This window comes from Acinetobacter sp. ANC_7503 (assembly GCF_056780035.1).
In genome coordinates this window covers 152,955-169,719 of the sequence record NZ_JBWYJA010000006.1, presented here as the reverse complement: position 1 = coordinate 169,719, position 16,765 = coordinate 152,955, and the positions used below count along the sequence as shown (strand labels likewise).

15 protein-coding genes are annotated in these 16,765 nt (G+C 40.2%); 8 read left to right on the top strand and 7 right to left on the bottom strand.

Features of this window, described 5'->3' with window-relative positions; all coding sequences use genetic code 11:
• Window positions 1-822 (bottom strand): phage late control D family protein (locus AC1M9M_RS08740; protein ID WP_481596145.1); only part of this gene is annotated, 822 nt, incomplete at its 3' end.
• A gap of 107 nt (window positions 823-929) precedes the next feature.
• The gene (tusA, locus tag AC1M9M_RS08735; RefSeq protein ID WP_035264077.1) at window positions 930-1,187 is read right to left on the bottom strand and encodes a sulfurtransferase TusA; all 258 of its coding nucleotides are present in this window, start codon (window positions 1,185-1,187) and stop codon (window positions 930-932) included.
• A gap of 200 nt (window positions 1,188-1,387) precedes the next feature.
• On the opposite strand from tusA, the gene AC1M9M_RS08730 reads away from it, so the two are divergent.
• On the top strand, window positions 1,388-2,227 hold the full coding sequence (locus tag AC1M9M_RS08730) for an HlyC/CorC family transporter (protein WP_092767211.1): 840 nt from the start codon (window positions 1,388-1,390) through the stop codon (window positions 2,225-2,227).
• The gene (gene lnt / locus AC1M9M_RS08725) at window positions 2,224-3,783 is read left to right on the top strand and encodes an apolipoprotein N-acyltransferase (protein ID WP_481596144.1); all 1,560 of its coding nucleotides are present in this window, start codon (window positions 2,224-2,226) and stop codon (window positions 3,781-3,783) included. Before AC1M9M_RS08730 ends, lnt begins: the two co-directional genes overlap by 4 nt.
• Window positions 3,784-3,846: 63 nt before the next feature.
• On the opposite strand, the gene AC1M9M_RS08720 is transcribed toward lnt, so the two are convergent.
• The 3 genes from AC1M9M_RS08720 to gspF form a co-directional block, all read right to left on the bottom strand.
• The gene (locus AC1M9M_RS08720) at window positions 3,847-4,179 is read right to left on the bottom strand and encodes a hypothetical protein (protein WP_035264069.1); all 333 of its coding nucleotides are present in this window, start codon (window positions 4,177-4,179) and stop codon (window positions 3,847-3,849) included.
• A 281-nt stretch (window positions 4,180-4,460) separates the two neighbouring features.
• Window positions 4,461-4,898 carry a type II secretion system major pseudopilin GspG gene (gene gspG, locus AC1M9M_RS08715; protein WP_092767409.1) on the bottom strand — a complete coding sequence of 146 codons (438 nt, stop codon included), beginning with the start codon at window positions 4,896-4,898 and terminating at the stop codon, window positions 4,461-4,463.
• Between the two features lie 46 nt (window positions 4,899-4,944).
• Entirely contained in the window at window positions 4,945-6,150 is a 1,206-nt protein-coding gene (gene gspF / locus AC1M9M_RS08710) for a type II secretion system inner membrane protein GspF (protein WP_035264068.1), read from the bottom strand.
• Window positions 6,151-6,302: 152 nt separating this feature from the next.
• Here gspF and AC1M9M_RS08705 point away from each other — a divergent pair, with 152 nt between their 5' ends.
• The 6 genes from AC1M9M_RS08705 (at window position 6,303) to AC1M9M_RS08680 (ending at window position 13,182) form a co-directional block, all read left to right on the top strand.
• Window positions 6,303-8,525, top strand: a complete 2,223-nt coding sequence (locus AC1M9M_RS08705) for a primosomal protein N' (RefSeq protein WP_481596143.1) — start codon at window positions 6,303-6,305, stop codon at window positions 8,523-8,525.
• Window positions 8,526-8,635: 110 nt separating this feature from the next.
• The gene (locus AC1M9M_RS08700) at window positions 8,636-10,516 is read left to right on the top strand and encodes a monovalent cation:proton antiporter-2 (CPA2) family protein (RefSeq protein WP_481596142.1); all 1,881 of its coding nucleotides are present in this window, start codon (window positions 8,636-8,638) and stop codon (window positions 10,514-10,516) included.
• Window positions 10,517-10,566: 50 nt separating this feature from the next.
• Window positions 10,567-11,442, top strand: a complete 876-nt coding sequence (gene hslO / locus AC1M9M_RS08695) for an Hsp33 family molecular chaperone HslO (protein WP_035264061.1) — start codon at window positions 10,567-10,569, stop codon at window positions 11,440-11,442.
• 153 nt (window positions 11,443-11,595) lie between these two features.
• Window positions 11,596-12,519: a DnaJ C-terminal domain-containing protein gene (locus tag AC1M9M_RS08690; RefSeq protein WP_481596141.1), complete on the top strand. Its 924-nt coding sequence runs from the start codon at window positions 11,596-11,598 to the stop codon at window positions 12,517-12,519.
• Window positions 12,516-12,842: a chaperone modulator CbpM gene (locus tag AC1M9M_RS08685; RefSeq protein ID WP_035264056.1), complete on the top strand. Its 327-nt coding sequence runs from the start codon at window positions 12,516-12,518 to the stop codon at window positions 12,840-12,842. Before AC1M9M_RS08690 ends, AC1M9M_RS08685 begins: the two co-directional genes overlap by 4 nt.
• Before the next feature lie 76 nt (window positions 12,843-12,918).
• A complete protein-coding gene (locus AC1M9M_RS08680) occupies window positions 12,919-13,182 on the top strand; it encodes an HP1242/YdcH family protein (RefSeq protein ID WP_481586754.1) in 264 nt (87 codons plus the stop codon).
• Between the two features lie 82 nt (window positions 13,183-13,264).
• Here AC1M9M_RS08680 and AC1M9M_RS08675 read toward each other — a convergent pair whose 3' ends face one another.
• The gene (locus AC1M9M_RS08675) at window positions 13,265-14,497 is read right to left on the bottom strand and encodes a magnesium transporter CorA family protein (RefSeq protein ID WP_481596140.1); all 1,233 of its coding nucleotides are present in this window, start codon (window positions 14,495-14,497) and stop codon (window positions 13,265-13,267) included.
• Between the two features lie 106 nt (window positions 14,498-14,603).
• Window positions 14,604-16,691, bottom strand: coding sequence for a polyribonucleotide nucleotidyltransferase (pnp, locus tag AC1M9M_RS08670; RefSeq protein WP_180028184.1), 2,088 nt, complete (start codon window positions 16,689-16,691; stop codon window positions 14,604-14,606).
• Window positions 16,692-16,765 lie beyond the last annotated feature (74 nt).

Below are 16,765 nucleotides of genomic sequence, written 5' to 3'. Positions count from 1 at the left end.
GCCTTCTTCTTGTTCGAGGGCTGTGGCTTGCCAGCGTTGTAGGTGGACTGCGGTGGGTTGTAGGCTACGTTGTCCGATAAAGCTGGTGATGGTATCAAATTGTTCTGTCGCATCACTACGGTGGTAGCGGATGTTGCGTCGGTTAAGCGCTTGGTATTGGCTGTTGTCGTCAATCAGGCGGAGCTTGTGTGCTTCGATCGGGCTGTTGTTGCTCGGTACAATCGGTTGGGCTTCATCAATGAGCCAGTTAATGCCTTCACTGCGTAGTAAGCGAGTCAGAAAGTCGTAGTCGCTTTCGTTGCTTTGCATGATGAAGGGTCGGATGTCGTATTGTTGTAGTCCACTGTGGTCTAGGCTGAGGCTCGATGCAAAGAGTGGGCTTTTGTTTTGCCATTCTTCAAAGAGGATTTCCACCACTTCGACCACGGATTTGTTCATAAATACGCGGCTGTTGCGGCGTTTGTGCCAAAGTGAAGTTGCATCGTTGAGCGTGAGTTTGTAGAGGGTCAGTGCCCCATCGCTTTGTCCTTGTGAGGCTTCGGTGATGATGCCAGTGGTTCTAAACAGGGTGCCTTGATCAGTGACTTGATCGACGGCCACTTGTGTGCCGATGAATTGTTTGAGTGGAATTAAGGCATTGGTCGAGAGACAGATGAGTTCTGCTTGCACGCCTTCGTTAAGGGCATGGCTGCCATCGATGCGTTGTAGGAAGACTTGGCTATTCAGTTGTGAATGACTGAATTGGATGTGGAGGGCTCTGTTTTGGGCGGTTAGACCGAGCTGTTCAATCGTACGCTGAATATTATTGATGAAATTCTTCATGTCAAAATGAGTTAATCATTATTATTTAGATATTCTTAACCCAAATTGTACACGAAAAAATCAATTTTAAACGATATGAATTGTTTCAACCGTTAATTCACGACGGGCTAACCTTTTTTTACCAAATAATGAAATTCTTTGTTCCCATTGTCATCTAAACGTTCTTCTTGCAACAGCAATTCATGACCAAGATGCATACAGAATTTAGGAATATCCCAAGAAGTTGAATTATCTGTTGCAAATACTTCCACCACATCACCAGACTTAGATTTACGAATGGCTTGATGTAACATCATCACCGGTTCTGGACAACGTAAACCACGAGTATTCAACTGGATTTGAGGTTGAACTTGAGAATCAGACATTCAATATCACCCTAAAAAGATTGGGCGATTATTTTATCATAATTCAATCTTTTCACTCCCAAATTCAGAAAAAGACTCCAAATACAGTGGTCTATGATCAAATAGATCATTAGGAATCAAAATTTTACCAATAGACAAGCGTATTTTCTTCGGTATGATTAAAACTTATTTTTTCAATTGAAGAGTCTTTAGGAAAGATCATGCAAGAGGAATCAGGTACATCGTGGGGTATGCGTGGCTTACGCAAATGGTTAGGCACAGCCCCAGAAACCCGAGATGAACTGTTAAAAATTGTACAAGATTCACGTCGACTACTCGAACCAGATACAGTAGCGATGCTCGAAGGAATCTTTGACCTTCCAGCGACTAAAATTCGTGAAGTCATGACGCCACGAACTTCAATGGTTAGCTTACAAGAAGATGATGAGTTATTGGATATTCTTGATGTTCTCATCGAGTCAGCACACTCACGTTTCCCTGTATTTTCAACAGATCAACCTGATAACGTCATTGGTATCCTTTTGGCAAAGGACCTCTTACCTTTCTTAAAAGATCGTGATTCGAAAGTAAATGTACATTCGCTGATGCGCCAACCGATCTTTGTGCCTGAAAGCGCGCGTTCTGATCAAGTGCTCCGAATGCTAAAAAACACTCAAACACATATTGCGATTGTGATTGATGAGTACGGTTCTACTTCGGGTTTAGTGACACTTGAGGATATTCTTGAAGAAATTGTGGGTGAAATTGAAGATGAACATGACAATGTCGATGAAGAAGCCAATTTCATCGTTCCAGATCAAACCAGCAACAGTAGTAACACGTGGTTAGTTCAAGCACTTACACCAATTGAACATTTTAACAATGTTTTAAATGCTGAATTTTCCGATGATGAAGTGGAAACTGTGGGTGGACTATTACTGCAAGAAATTGGTTTAGTCAGCGATCTTCAAGGCCAAGTGATTGAATTGGGAGATTGGGAATTTACCATTGTGGAAGCAGATGTCCGTACTATCCATCTGATTCGAGCTGTGCGTAAATGAGAGCCTATTTTCAAAAATTATTGAGTCCTTCAGAAAAACAAAAATCATTACCTTTCATTTATCCACTCCTTATTGCTTTAACAGCAGGTGCGACTTTTAGTCTCGCACTTGCACCTTTTTATTGGTGGTGGCTGGCAATATTATCGCCAGCATTGCTATATGCCACACTCAGTAAGCGAAATCCTAAACAAGCATTCCTCATCGGTTGGACTTACGGTTTTGGTTTATGGTTTGTTGGTGCATTCTGGTTATACACTTCTATCCATGTGTATGGTGATACATCTGCGTTTTTAAGTGTCATCATGATTGCGATTATGGCCTTGGTGATGGGGCTATTTACAGCAATACAAACTTGGATATATCGTCGATTCTTTCCAGAAACACCACTTACTTTTGCCCCTTTATGGGTATTCTTTGAATGGGCAAAAACTTGGGTATTTACTGGTTTCCCTTGGTTATTTGCAGGTTATGCTTTTACCGAGCGTTTCTTAGATAGCTATGCACCTTTATTTGGTGTATTTGCAGTTTCTTTCGTGGTCATTCTCATTGCCTCTGCACTTGTTGAACTCCTACGAAAACGCTACTTTTGGGCTATTCCAGTTTCAATTGTATTGCTAGGTGCATGGGGCGCATCCTATTTAACTTTTGTAGAAGAAAAAAAATCAGCACCGCTGAGCGTTTCTTTAATCCAAGGTAATATTCCTCAAGATTTAAAGTGGTTAACTGAGTATCAAGTAAAGACACTTGAAATCTATGCACAATTAACGCGATCAGAATGGGGACGTGACTTGGTGGTTTGGCCTGAATCATCTATCCCAATGTTTCAATCAGATATTGAACCATTTTTAGATGCAATGGATCAGCAAGCCAAAAGTACCAACACAGCTTGGGTAACAGGCATTCCATATTGGGATTTAAATGAATCTAAGGCATTGGGTTATCCGCGTTATTACAACTCCATGATGGCATCTGGTGATGAAGCTACAGGCTTATATAAAAAACAGCGTCTCGTTCCTTTTGGTGAATATATTCCGCTGTCTGGCCTGTTAAGTTGGGTGTTACCTGCGCTTCAAAATGATCCTTCAATGAGCGGTTTTTCACGTGGTCCGCAGGATCAAGCTCCTTTTTCAATTCACAACCACAAATTAGCTGCTGCGATTTGTTATGAGGTTGCCTATCCGAACCTAACCCGACGCAATGCACTAAATAGTGATTTCCTCGTCACCGTTTCAAATGATGCGTGGTTTACGGGTACGGCTGGTCCGTGGCAACATTTACAAATGGTACAAATGCGAGCAAAAGAAAATGGACGCTGGTTTATTCGTGCAACCAATACAGGTGTAACTGCTTTTATCAACCACAAAGGGGAAATCGTCAGCCAAGCCCCAATTGATCAAAAAGCGGTTCTTCGTGGTGATCTACCTGCAATGGAAGGGCAAACTTGGTATACGAGATTCAGTGATTGGCCAATATTGGGATTGTCATTGATTTTATTGGTGATGGGTTGGTTCTTTAGACCACGTGTTGTCGATGTCAGTTTTAAATCTCGTCGATAACACTTGGTTCAAATCAAATATACGTTCTATATCAAAAAAACCGAGCAAATATGCTCGGTTTTTTTAAATTTGTGTTGTGAGGTAAGACAGCATTGCCATCAAACTCAACATCGGAATAGATCGATAAATTTTAATGAGCAGCGCTTCAAATGTTGAAGATACATCAGACAGCGTCAAAACAGATGCTTTAAGTGCACTATAAAAACTTAAAATCGTAATCGCACTAAATACACTAATCGCCAGAAACCCGATCATGATTTGACTGCTTGCATCTGCATTTGACCAAAGATCAATAAATAGATGACTGATAGGCAATAAGCTCAAAATAAGCAGTGCAGACTTGAGCACAGTCCAATGAAATAAATTGATTTCATCTGACAATATTAATGCTTTCATCATTCCCCCTTATTATCAAGCTAAGCTGTTGGCTCCATTATGCAGGGAAAAATTAAAATAAAAAGCCTAATTTTCTTCATATTTTCTGTTTCTTGTAACCATTAAATATGGGAATAATTCTTATTATAAATCTCAAAAACCCTTTATTTGTAAACATTATAATTATCAATTATTTGGGTTAATATTTCTAAACAATAAAGATTATCACTTCACTCAATATTTATTAATTCGATTAAGTGAAGTGATTAATACCATGAATGGTTTTTAATAATGATTTTTATTTATGGTGTGTAAAAGATATCAGCATCATTTCCTTCACCACCCTGCTTTCCATCTGCGCCGAATGAATAAAGATCATATGCACGACCTTCCGAACCGGGAATCACATATTGTAAATCATTATCCCAACTATCTTTAGGATAACCACCCTTCACATAACCACCAGGTAACCAATTTTTTGCTGAAGCTGGTTGATTGACCAAGGCATCCAAGCCCCCATCTTGCATCGATGGATATTGGTTATTGTCTAATTTGTATTGATCTAATGCACCTGCAACACCTTTCAGCGTAATGATTGTGGTATCAACCTTCGCTTTCTCACCACGCCCCATGACATTAGGCACAATCAGTGCTGCAAGCACACCTAAAATCACAATCACTACCATCACTTCGATCAGGGTAAAACCAGATTGTTTTCGCATTTTCATCTTGTTTCGCATATTTTCACTCGCTATTTCATTCATTATTAGAATTTATTGAATCTGTTTAAATCATATTGTTCATGTTGACGATTGGCAACATGACAGCAATCACGATCACCAATACAATCGCAGCCATTAACACCAACATTAGTGGCTCCAACAACGCCAATAATGTCGAAATTAATGTGGTAACTTCTCGATCTTGCATCGTCGAAGCTCTTTCTAACATTCGATCCAACTCGCCTGAGGCTTCACCACTTTTGATCATTTGCACCATCATCGGTGGAAAATAACCACAGCGTTCAAGTTGCGTCGCCAGATTTCCACCCTCTGTGACTTTTTCAGCCGCGACATTGACTGCATCTCGAATAACCCAATTGCTACTTACTGCTGCACCAATTTTCAACGCGTCGACCAAAGGAACACCAGATTGCGTTAAGATAGATAAGGTACTTGAAAAGCGGGCGGCATTAATACCTCGTGATAGTTTTCCAAATAATGGCAACTTCAACGTGAGACGATCAAAAGCATAATGCCCTGCGGCAGTCCTTAAAAAGCGTACCAATAGAAAGAATCCCAACGCCGACGCGACCAATACAAATGGCCAAGCTTGACGTATAAAATCACTGGCTTTCATTAAAGCAACCGTAATCCAAGGTAGCGCATCTTTACTTTGGTCAAAGGTTTTAACGATGTCTGGTACTACATAGGTCATGAGTCCCATCACGATACCAAAAGACATCAACATCAAAATAATAGGATAAATCATTGCACCTTGAATCTTCTTTTGCATCGCAAAGCGATTTTCAGTGTAATCAGCCAATTGATCGAGAATAAGATCTAAGTGTCCTGATCGCTCACCAGCAGCAATCGTTGCAATATAAAGTTCAGGGAATCTGCCAGATTGTTGCATCCCTTGAGCCAATGAATGACCTTCTAAAACCTTTGATCGTACAGATAACATCAAATTTTGCACGTGAGCTTTTTCGCTTTGTTTGGCAACTGCTCTTAATGCTTCCTCAAGTGGGATCCCCGCTGCAACTAATACAGATAATTGGCGAGTCATCAAAGCTAAGTCATAAGCTGTAAATTTTTTTTGAAAAAAACCACCAGTTCGATGCTTGTCTTTTTGTTCTACAGCATCAACTTGTACTGGAATCCATTGTTTATCCCGAAGCTGTTGTCGAATCTGTCGGGCTGAATCACCTTCTAGCACACCCTTTTGCTGCTTTCCTGAAGCATCGATGGCAGTATATTGATATGCGGGCATGATAATGCTCTAATTTTCCTAATTATGATGTCTTAAGAGTTGCCTTAGACCGTTCTCTTCATTCATATTGATCACTTGCAACAACTTGAACACTCTATCACAAGCATTGGTTATCCACGATAAGTTTTCACCATATTGATTGACGACTATATATGACAAATATTTCAGAATTAAGCCAAATTGTTTATCGAGTGCGCATCGCGGTGCCAGTTTATCTATATGATTGTTTTGATTATGAAGTTTCTGCAGAACAATACCAAACTATACACATAGGTTGCCGTGTTCTTGTTTCGTTTGGTCGTCAAAACTTAGTCGGAATCGTACTTGAAAAGATCGCACCGGAAACGCCATTAGATCCGAAAATCAAACTGAAATCCATCACTGAAATCTTGGATCTACAACCCATACTCAATGCTACGATCATTCAGCTCGCGCAGTGGTCTGCTCAATATTATCAATTTCCCATTGGGGAAGTCATGCATACCACTTTGCCGACATTTTTAAGGCAGGGTAAACCCTATAATTTATTAGCTCACTCTTGGAAAGTTTTAAAGTTAGACGCTGAAAAAAAAGTGGCTCGATCTTTAAAACAACAAGAGGCTTATAAAATTTTAAAGCTACACCCTCAAGGGACTGCCGAGACGATACTGAATTTGAGTGGTGTGGAAACAGCAACATTAAAAGCGCTTGAAAAGAAAGAAATCGTCGAATGCAAATTGATTCAGCAGGACTTTAGTCCTGAACCTGTACAGCTGGCTCAAATGCCATTGACTGCAAATGATGATCAAAAAAAAGCAATTCAATCCATTTTAAAAGCACAAAATCGCTATCAAGCATTTTTACTCGATGGTTTAACTGGAAGCGGAAAAACTGAAGTTTATTTGCAAGTCATGCAAGAGGTTTTACAAAAAGGTCAGCAAGTATTGGTACTGGTACCAGAAATTGGCTTAACCCCTCAAACTATCAGTCGGTTTCAATCTCGCTTTCACTGCAATATTGTCTTGTTGCATTCCGGACTGAATGACACAAAGCGCCTCCAAGCTTGGCAATATGCTCAAACAGGAAAGGCCTCCATTATTCTTGGTACACGCTCTGCGATTTACACCCCCATGCCAAATTTAGGGCTCATTATCTTAGATGAGGAGCATGACCTGTCATTCAAACAACAAGAAGGTTTTCGCTACCATGCACGTGATGTTGCTCTCTATCGCGCTTATTTAGAGCAATGCCCCATTGTCCTTGGCTCAGCAACACCAAGTATTGACTCATATCATTTGGTGGAGCAAAAAAAATTAACGATTCTGAAACTCGATGAACGTGCTGCAGGTGCAAGCTTACCTAAAATTCATTTAATTGATCTAAAGATTGCTCAAAAACAGCATGGTATAAGCGAACAACTCATTAAAGAAATTCAAAAAAGACTCAATCAAGAAGAACAGGTACTGATCTTTTTAAACAGACGTGGTTATGCACCTGTCCTGATCTGCGAAAGCTGTGGATGGCAAGCCAATTGTCCCCATTGTGATGCACATTTTACGCTTCATAAAAAACCATATGAGCACCTGCATTGCCATCACTGTGGGACAATTAATCGACTGCCTGATCAATGCCCCTCTTGTCAGCAACACACCTTGAAGCCTATTGGAATGGGCACGGCAAAAGTTGAAGAGAATTTACAACATTTATTTCCAGACTTTCCTGTGGTCAGAGTAGATCGTGATTCCACGAGCCGTGTCGGTAGTTGGCAAAAAATTTACGAGCAAATTCATCAAAGTAAACCGATGATTTTACTTGGTACGCAAATGTTAGCCAAAGGTCATCACTTTCCGTATGTAACCTTAGTTGCAATCTTAGATATTGATAGTGGCCTACTCAGTGTTGATTTCAGAGCAACGGAACGAACAGCCCAATTGATTGTTCAAGTTGCAGGTCGTGCAGGACGAGGTGAAAAAAAAGGTGAGGTTTATCTACAAACTTTACGACCTGATCACCCTCTACTCAACACGCTCATTAATAAAGACTATCGTGCTTTTGCTCGTGAAACACTTCATGATCGTCAATCTGCTTTACTCCCTCCAATGCGCTATGCAGCATTAATACGTTGTGAATCGCGTAGTCAGGAAGAAAATCTCAATTTTTTAACCAATATGACACAATCGCTCCAACAACATACTGGTGAGCTGATTGAGATTTGGGGTCCAATTCCTGCGCCAATGGAGCGAAAGGCTGGGCGTTATCAGGCACATGTGGTTTTATTGTCATCAGATCGTGCAAAAATGCATTTCTATATACGAGAATGGTGGCCATTTGTGCTTCAACAAAAACCTTCAACGATGAAGCTCAGTATTGATATAGATCCTCAAGAGCTAAGCTAATCATGAATAGAGTTAAATTATCAAAGTCGAAGACCTGAATTAAATTTACACAGCTAAAGCAGACACGATTACAATTTCATCAGTCCAACATTCCACTTTAGGGAAGGCCAATGCCATTGTTGTTACAAATCACAATTTTTCTAGCTGCCGCATTAATTTTTGTTCCGCTCGGAAAAAAAATTGGTATTGCGACAGTCTTAGGTTATTTGTTTACAGGAATATTACTTGGTCCAAGTGCATTGAATGTGACCAATGATGCCGAAACATTAATGAAATTAGCTGAGTACGGCGTGATTTTTTTGATGTTCTTAATCGGCCTAGAATTACGCCCTCAGCGCTTGTGGAATATGCGTCACTCTATATTTGTGATTGGAAGTGCTCAAGTCTTGATCACAGGTATAATTCTTGTCGCAACCATTTGGCTGTTCTTCCAACAGCATCTTGCTGCTAGTGTCGTAATTGGTCTTGCCCTTGCTTTATCATCTACAGCATTTGTCATGCAATTACTTGCAGAAAAGCAGCAGCTGAATACCGCGCATGGTCAGCAATCTTTCTCTATTTTACTGTTTCAAGATATTGCCGCTATTCCTTTACTCGCCCTGATTCCCCTACTCGCGGGAAATCAGTCTACACATCATGGTATTGCTTATTTTGCCGCTGTTGTTGCAACGTTTACTGGCTTATTTTTATTTAGTCGCTATGTGATGCGACCATTTTTTAGATTCATTGTACAGAGTGGTGCCACTGAACTCATTACGGCTGCTGGACTCTTCATTGTTTTGGCTGTCGTTCTGTTTATGGATATGCTCGGATTAAGCACCACGCTCGGTGCTTTTCTGACAGGTGTATTACTCGCGGATTCTGAGTTTCGCCATGAACTGGAATCGAGCATTCAACCCTTCAAAGGGTTATTACTCGGTTTATTCTTTATGAGCGTAGGCATGATGACACCGATTGATCTCCTCGTAGATCAGCCGCTATTCATTTTTGGTGGGGCATTCGTGCTGATCATCATAAAAATATTAAGCATGGTTGCAATCGCGCGATATTTTAAATTTCAATGCAAAACCAGTGTATTGATTGCCATTTGTCTTGCTCAAGGAGGAGAATTTGCTTATGTGATCTTAGCTGTTGCGAATACCGAAGGTTTAATTACTCAAGCAGTGTTATCCCCTACGATTCTGATCATTGCAATTTCGATGGCACTCACCCCTGTCATTTTCTGGCTTGCACAACGATGGCTCATTCCATATCTTGATCGAAAGACTGATAGCGCTGAAGATGTCCCATTACCAGACACTCATTCAACATTAATCATTGCAGGTTTTGGACGCGTCGGACAAATAGTGGCGCGCGTTGCTTATCTCAATCATGTCAGCTTTACAGCCATTGATAATAATTTAGAAAAAATTGATTTTGTGAGAAAGTACGGTGGTAAAATTTATTATGGAGACGCCTCCTCCCCTGATTTATTGAGATCTGCAGGCATCGAGCATGCTAAGGCATTTGTACTTGCTGTAGACGATGTGGAAATGTCGATGAATATTGCTCGCCATTTACGTTTGAATTATCCAACGCTCAAACTCATCGTCCGTGCCCGTGATCGACATCATATGCATTTACTTAAAGACTTAGGCATTGAGCATATTTGGCGTGAAACTTTTCTATCTTCACTCGGTATGGCATTTCGCACCTTAACCGCGTTAGGTTTAAGTCAAGAACATGCTCAACATAGTATTGAAATATTTAGAGACTATGATGAGCGTCTATTAGCTGAGCAACAACGCATCTATACGGATGATCAAAAAGTCTTTGAAAGCTATCGAAATTTCTTAGCGGAACTCGAACAAATTTTTGAAAATGATGCGCAACAACATCAACCACTTTTAGAAAGTTTAGATGAAACCATTGATTCTGAAGTAAGTTCTGTAGAACGACGCGCTAAGCACTCGCAAAACCAAATTAATGTTTGTCGAGATGAAGAATTTTAACTTGTGATTTACAATATCGTCACCATCTAGACAGGGATTTGGAGAATTTTATGTCTGATTTACGTCAACGTTTTTTTATTGATAACAGCCCTGTTCGTGGTGAAGTCGTACATCTTGAAGATACGCTTAAAACAATTTTAGCGCAACGCGCCTATGCACCTGCGATTCAAATTTTATTGGGCGAAATGCTCAGTGCAACTGCATTGTTGGCCAGCACACTTAAAATTAAGGGACGTATTAGCCTCCAAATTCAAGCTTCTGGCACCTTAAAATGGGCTATGGCTGAATGTAATCACCTCGGTGAAGTACGCGGATTAGCTGAATATGAAGCTGATCCACGTTTTGAAGAAGCATCAGACAGCAGCATCGTTCTGAAAACTTTGGTCAGTCCAGTTTTATTTATTAATATTGAACCTGAATTTGGCGAACGCTATCAGGGTATCGTGCCTTTAGATCAGCCGAATTTAGCTAAATGCCTCATGCAGTATTATGATTTATCTGCCCAAATTCCAACCAAGATCGTTTTAGCTAGTACTGCTCAACGCGCTGGTGGTCTTTTGATTCAATTATTACCGCGTAACAATGATGAAGAGCAGCAAAAGGTTGATGAAGATATCTGGCCTCGTCTAACCATGCTCACTGAAACTTTAAAAACAGATGAACTTACTGAGCTGGATGCGCAAGAAATTTTGTATCGCTTATATAATGAAGAAGAAGTCAGACTACCTGAAGCTGAACAACTTCAATTTGGCTGTACATGTTCTAAAGAGCGTTGCTCTACAGCATTAATTCAGGTGGGTGCTGAATCTGTGCGTGAAATTTTAGAACAACAGAACCCTATTACCATGGACTGTCAATTCTGTAACACTCAATACAGATTTACTGCTGAAGAAGCTCTTGGTCTATTCGGCGAGCACCTCAGTTAATCCTAAATAGTTCTCTTCGAAAATCAGCAAGTTTTACTTGCTGATTTTTTTTGTTGTAAGAAATTGAAACAATTATTCACCATCTGAACATATTGTAGTCTTCGAAAGTCTGCTCATAATGATTAAAAGTTAATCAACGGTTATTTTTGCTTAATGGCAAATAATTATTATGAGGAACTCGGACTAGATCGCGATGCGAGTCCTGAGGAAATAAAAAAATCATATCGAAAACTGGCTCGGAAATACCATCCCGATATCAGTCAAGCACCTGATGCCGAAAAAAAAATGCAGGCGATTAATACGGCTTATGACACATTAAGTGATCCTTTAAAAAAACAAGAGTACGATCAACAACTCGATCAGTTGAATAGTCAGTCTCCTTTCTCGGATAGTGAAAACCATACAAATCATGAATTTTCTGGCTTTGAAGATTTGTTTGGGCGTTTTGGAACAGGTTTTGGTGGAGGTTATGCACAGCGCTCACACCAATATAAATCCCAGCCGATTCGTGGTGAAGATCAACATGCCAGTATAGAAGTGCCCTTACAAGTCGCTTTTGAAGGTGTCACTCAATCCATCCAATTGCGTATACCCACTTTTAATGCATATGGACAACCTGAAGTTCAGCGAAAAACCCTTGAAATTAGAATCCCGAAAGGGATGAAAAACGGTCAACAAATTCGACTCAAAGGTCAAGGACAAGCTGGTTTATCGGGCGGTGAAAATGGAGATCTTTATATACAGATCCATTATCAAACCACTGACAGCATATATGTCGATCAGGCAGACATTTACTATCACATTAACATTAGTCCTTGGGAAGCTGCTTTAGGCCAAGACATCGAGCTAAAAACCCCCTCTGGAAAGATCAAATTCAGCATTCCTCAACATACAATTTATGGCAAACAACTCCGTATTAAAGAAAAAGGGATTCCCTCTTCCCCCCCGGGACACCTTTATCTAATCCTGAATATTGTTTATCCAAGAGCAGAATCCCCGCAGCAAAAACAGGCATATGAGCAATTTGCTCAAGCATTTACACATTTCAACCCTCGTGATGAAGGAGGTGAATCATGACAACGATTCAGTACCGAGAAGTGTACAAAAATGGATATTTAGAGGCTGAAATCATTGATGACCAATGTATTTTTGATTTAAAGCATTTTGCCCAAGCATGCGGACAAAGTCCTGAATGGGTTTTGCAATTACTTGAATATGAAATTCTACCAGCTCGTTCTGAGCAAAAAATCCATCAATTTTTTGGTGAAGAACTTACTCGAGCACGGAGAGCTTATCGCTTGCAACGGGATTTTGAAGCAAGTCTCCCTGCCGTCGCCATGATGATGGATCTGATAGATGAAGTACAACAATTGCGCAAGCAAGTGAAATACTTCAAATAAAGCAAGCCCACATAAATGCATGTACTGTTACATGCATTTATTTTTTATTGATTAGAATGAAAGGATTAAACCATCAATGAAAGTTAAAGAATGCAATAAAAAGCTGAAAAACCTTTTCCCTGAGTTCCGTGAACTTATTCAGCCTTTAAGAGAAGAAAACCCTCACTTCGCTAAAATTTTCGAGGAACATGAAACGCTAGATCATGAAATTACGCATTTGGAACTAAATCCAGTTAATGTAATTAATGATGATATTGAGTTTCTAAAGCGAAAAAAACTTAAATTAAAAGATGAAATGTATCGTTTGCTCAAACAAGCGCAGATGAACCTTACCCAGTAATTTCAATTTAATATTATAAAATAACGGTGAATCTGGCACTTATCATTCTGACTTAAAGCATAAGTGCCTTATGTGACGTTGACTATTTTAATCGAGTCCAACGTCCCATTTCTCGGAGCGTACCTTTCAATGTTTTTTGAATGGGTTCATACTCCAAAAATGCAAACAAACCGAGTTGTTGCTGCTGGTTTTGTTGAGCCAACAATTCCATCACACTTTTTTCACCGCGCCCGACCATTTGTCTACGATAAAAATACCAAATTAACAAAAGTGTTGTCACACACATGGCTGTGAGCATATACCAAAAGCCATGCGGTGAGTTTAATCCTGGAATAAATTCAAAATTCATTCCGTAAATACCTGTAAGAAGAGTCAGTGGTGCAAATACAGCGGTGATAATTGCTAAAATTCTCATATTTTCATTGGTTTGATTGGCCACTGCTGAAAAGTGCAAATCGATGGCGGCTTGTACTGCATGGTTTAACCGAACACTGTGCTTTTGTATTCTTTCAATATGGCTAATTAAATCATCCATTCGGACGAGCATTAAATTTTGCTTCTCTGCCTTACGTTTAGCTTTAATATGATGATAATTTTCGACAATTTCATCTCTTAATTCTTGTAGGCATTCAACCTGTTCTTCACACAAATTTTCAACTTGTTGAAAAGCCGTGATCTCTTGCAGCAGTTGTTTCCATCGATTAAATTTTTGATTTCCTTGTAATAGTTCTTTTTGCCAAAATTCCACACGTGTGGTCAGTGGCGCACGTAAACCTAAATAGCCATCCACCATCATATTCAGTAATCTAAGCACAATATCTACAGGGCTCTGGGCTAGTTTTCGTGGAATATTCTGTTGCTCTATAGGTCGTGTTTGAATCGCCTGCACTCTTTCAAGATATGTTTCAAATGCACGATTACCTTGTTCATGCACTGTGATTAAAACATTTGATGTCATGACAAAACTTACTGGCGTTGTAACAATGCCCGCAGTTTGTTGCTCAGCTGAATGACCATTCTGAATTTGTATGTGGTCATCTGGGATGATTAATTTTTTAAAGATCAACAAATCATAATCATCTAATGCATCAAATACGCAAGGATGCTCAAGGTTTTGAATATCTTTAAGATGAAATTCGTTCAACAGAATTCCAGTGTTCTCAAAAATATATCGTTGCCACGTGTCTGTATTTTGAATCAATTCGTGGCGTTCAAAACTCAACCATATAAATTCTGCATCAACATCAGTCGATAATTCTTCACTCAGATAAATATACCCGTCACCTTGATGATAATAATAATTAAACTTTTGCATTTTAGTTATTTTTAAATGAGAACATTTTGATCATGCCATAAAAAAAGCCTTGTGTAACACTCGTTTAAACGAAGCACCACACAAGGCTTAGAATTAGCTTAAATGATTAAGCTTGTTCAATGTCTTTCATTGTAAGTTTGATACGACCACGGTTATCAACATCCGCAACTTGTACCTTAACTTCTTGACCTTCAGTAAGAACGTCTGTCACATTCGCAATACGCTCGTTCGAGATTTGTGAAATGTGAAGCAAGCCATCAGTACCAGGAAGGATATTGACGAACGCACCGAATTCAACGATACGAATGACTTTACCTGTGTAAATTGTACCTGGTTCAATTTCTGCTGTAAGCGCTTGGATTTTCGCTACTGCAGCCATTGCCGCTGCTTTAGTTTCACCAAATACACGTACTGTACCGTTATCTTCGATATCGATCGCTGCTTTGGTTTCTTCAGTGATTTGACGAATAGTTGCGCCGCCTTTACCAATCACGTCACGGATCTTATCAGGATTGATGCTGATCACTTGGAATGTTGGTGCGTGCATTGAGATTTCAGGACGAGCACGTGAAATCACTTGATTCATCTCATTCAAGATATGCATACGACCTGCATACGCTTGATTCAATGCAACTTCCATGATCTCTTCAGTAATACCTTCGATCTTGATGTCCATTTGAAGTGCAGTAATACCGTTTGCAGAACCTGCTACTTTAAAGTCCATGTCGCCAAGGTGATCTTCGTCGCCTAGAATGTCTGAAAGAACTGCGAAACGTTCACCTTCTTTCACTAGACCCATTGCAATACCTGCAACTGGCGCTTTAAGTGGAACACCTGCATCCATAAGTGATAAAGAAGCACCACACACAGACGCCATTGAAGACGAACCATTCGATTCAGTGATGTCAGATACGATACGAATCACGTACGGGAAGCGATCAGCTGGTGGAAGAACTGCTTGAACACCACGACGTGCCAAACGACCATGACCAATTTCACGACGTTTAGGACCCGATTCACGACCAGTTTCACCTACAGAGTATGCAGGGAAGTTGTAGTGAAGCATGAAGTTATCAGTCTTCGTACCTGCAAGGGTATCCACCATTAATGCATCACGCGTGTTACCCAAAGTTGTTGTTACAAGTGCTTGAGTTTCACCACGTGTAAACAATGCAGAACCATGAGCGCGATCTAATACGCCCACTTGTACGTCGATTGCACGAACAGTTTTAGTATCACGACCATCAATACGTGGTTTACCAGACAAGATATTGTCACGAACTGTACGATATTTAAGGTCTTCAAATAATTCGTTCACTTCATCAGCAATACCTGTTTCATCATTTTCAGGAACGAATTGCGCAATTGCTTCAGCATGAAGTGCATCAAGTGCTGCATAACGGTCTTGCTTAACCGCAATCGTGTATGCTTCAGAGATTTTCGCTTCAAATGCTTCTTTTAATTTTGCTTGAAGTTCTTCATTTTTAGTTGGTGCAGTCCAAGTAGACTCTGTTGCACCCGCTGCTGCTGCGAATTCTTTGATTGCTTGAATTGCAATTTGCATTTCGTCATGACCAAAAAGAACTGCGCCCAACATTTGGTCTTCAGAAAGTTCTTTCGCTTCTGATTCAACCATAAGTACAGCAGCTTCAGTACCCGCAACGACAAGATCAAGATCAGATTGAGCAAGTTGTTCGTGGCTTGGGTTAAGAACGTATTCACCGTTGATTAAACCGACACGTGCAGCACCAATTGGACCACGGAAAGGTGTACCTGCAATTGCAAGTGCAGCAGAAGTACCTAACATTGCAGCAATGTCAGCTTCCATTGTTTTGTCAGATGATACAACTGTCGCAGTCACTTGGATTTCGTTGTAATAACCTTCTGGGAACAACGGACGAATTGGGCGGTCGATCAAACGTGAAATTAAAGTTTCAGCTTCAGATGCACGGCCTTCACGCTTACCATAACCACCTGGGATACGACCTGCAGCATATTGTTTTTCTTGGTAGTTAACAGTCAATGGGAAAAAGTCTTGACCTGCTTTCGCAGTCGGTTGAGCAACAACAGCAACCAATACAGTCACACCACCCATGGTAATCACTACTGTATTTGCTTGACGCGCCACACGGCCTGTTTCAAGCACAACTTGGTGCTGACCGAATTGGAATTCTTTACGAATAATATTAAACATCGACATGTTCTATTTTTTCCTGATTTTATTCTAGTGGAGACCCCTAAGGTTTGGCATTCACAACACAGGTTTTA

Bases quoted from the DNA above. Each gene is read 5' to 3' on its own strand.
- tusA (WP_035264077.1), bottom strand. From the start codon at position 1,187: ATGTCTGATTCTCAAGTTCAACCTCAAATCCAGTTGAATACTCGTGGT.
- AC1M9M_RS08730 (WP_092767211.1), top strand. From the start codon at position 1,388: ATGCAAGAGGAATCAGGTACATCGTGGGGTATGCGTGGCTTACGCAAA.
- lnt (WP_481596144.1), top strand. From the start codon at position 2,224: ATGAGAGCCTATTTTCAAAAATTATTGAGTCCTTCAGAAAAACAAAAA.
- AC1M9M_RS08720 (WP_035264069.1), bottom strand. From the start codon at position 4,179: ATGAAAGCATTAATATTGTCAGATGAAATCAATTTATTTCATTGGACT.
- gspG (WP_092767409.1), bottom strand. From the start codon at position 4,898: ATGCGAAACAAGATGAAAATGCGAAAACAATCTGGTTTTACCCTGATC.
- gspF (WP_035264068.1), bottom strand. From the start codon at position 6,150: ATGCCCGCATATCAATATACTGCCATCGATGCTTCAGGAAAGCAGCAA.
- AC1M9M_RS08705 (WP_481596143.1), top strand. From the start codon at position 6,303: ATGACAAATATTTCAGAATTAAGCCAAATTGTTTATCGAGTGCGCATC.
- AC1M9M_RS08700 (WP_481596142.1), top strand. From the start codon at position 8,636: ATGCCATTGTTGTTACAAATCACAATTTTTCTAGCTGCCGCATTAATT.
- hslO (WP_035264061.1), top strand. From the start codon at position 10,567: ATGTCTGATTTACGTCAACGTTTTTTTATTGATAACAGCCCTGTTCGT.
- AC1M9M_RS08690 (WP_481596141.1), top strand. From the start codon at position 11,596: ATGGCAAATAATTATTATGAGGAACTCGGACTAGATCGCGATGCGAGT.
- AC1M9M_RS08685 (WP_035264056.1), top strand. From the start codon at position 12,516: ATGACAACGATTCAGTACCGAGAAGTGTACAAAAATGGATATTTAGAG.
- AC1M9M_RS08680 (WP_481586754.1), top strand. From the start codon at position 12,919: ATGAAAGTTAAAGAATGCAATAAAAAGCTGAAAAACCTTTTCCCTGAG.
- AC1M9M_RS08675 (WP_481596140.1), bottom strand. From the start codon at position 14,497: ATGCAAAAGTTTAATTATTATTATCATCAAGGTGACGGGTATATTTAT.
- pnp (WP_180028184.1), bottom strand. From the start codon at position 16,691: ATGTTTAATATTATTCGTAAAGAATTCCAATTCGGTCAGCACCAAGTT.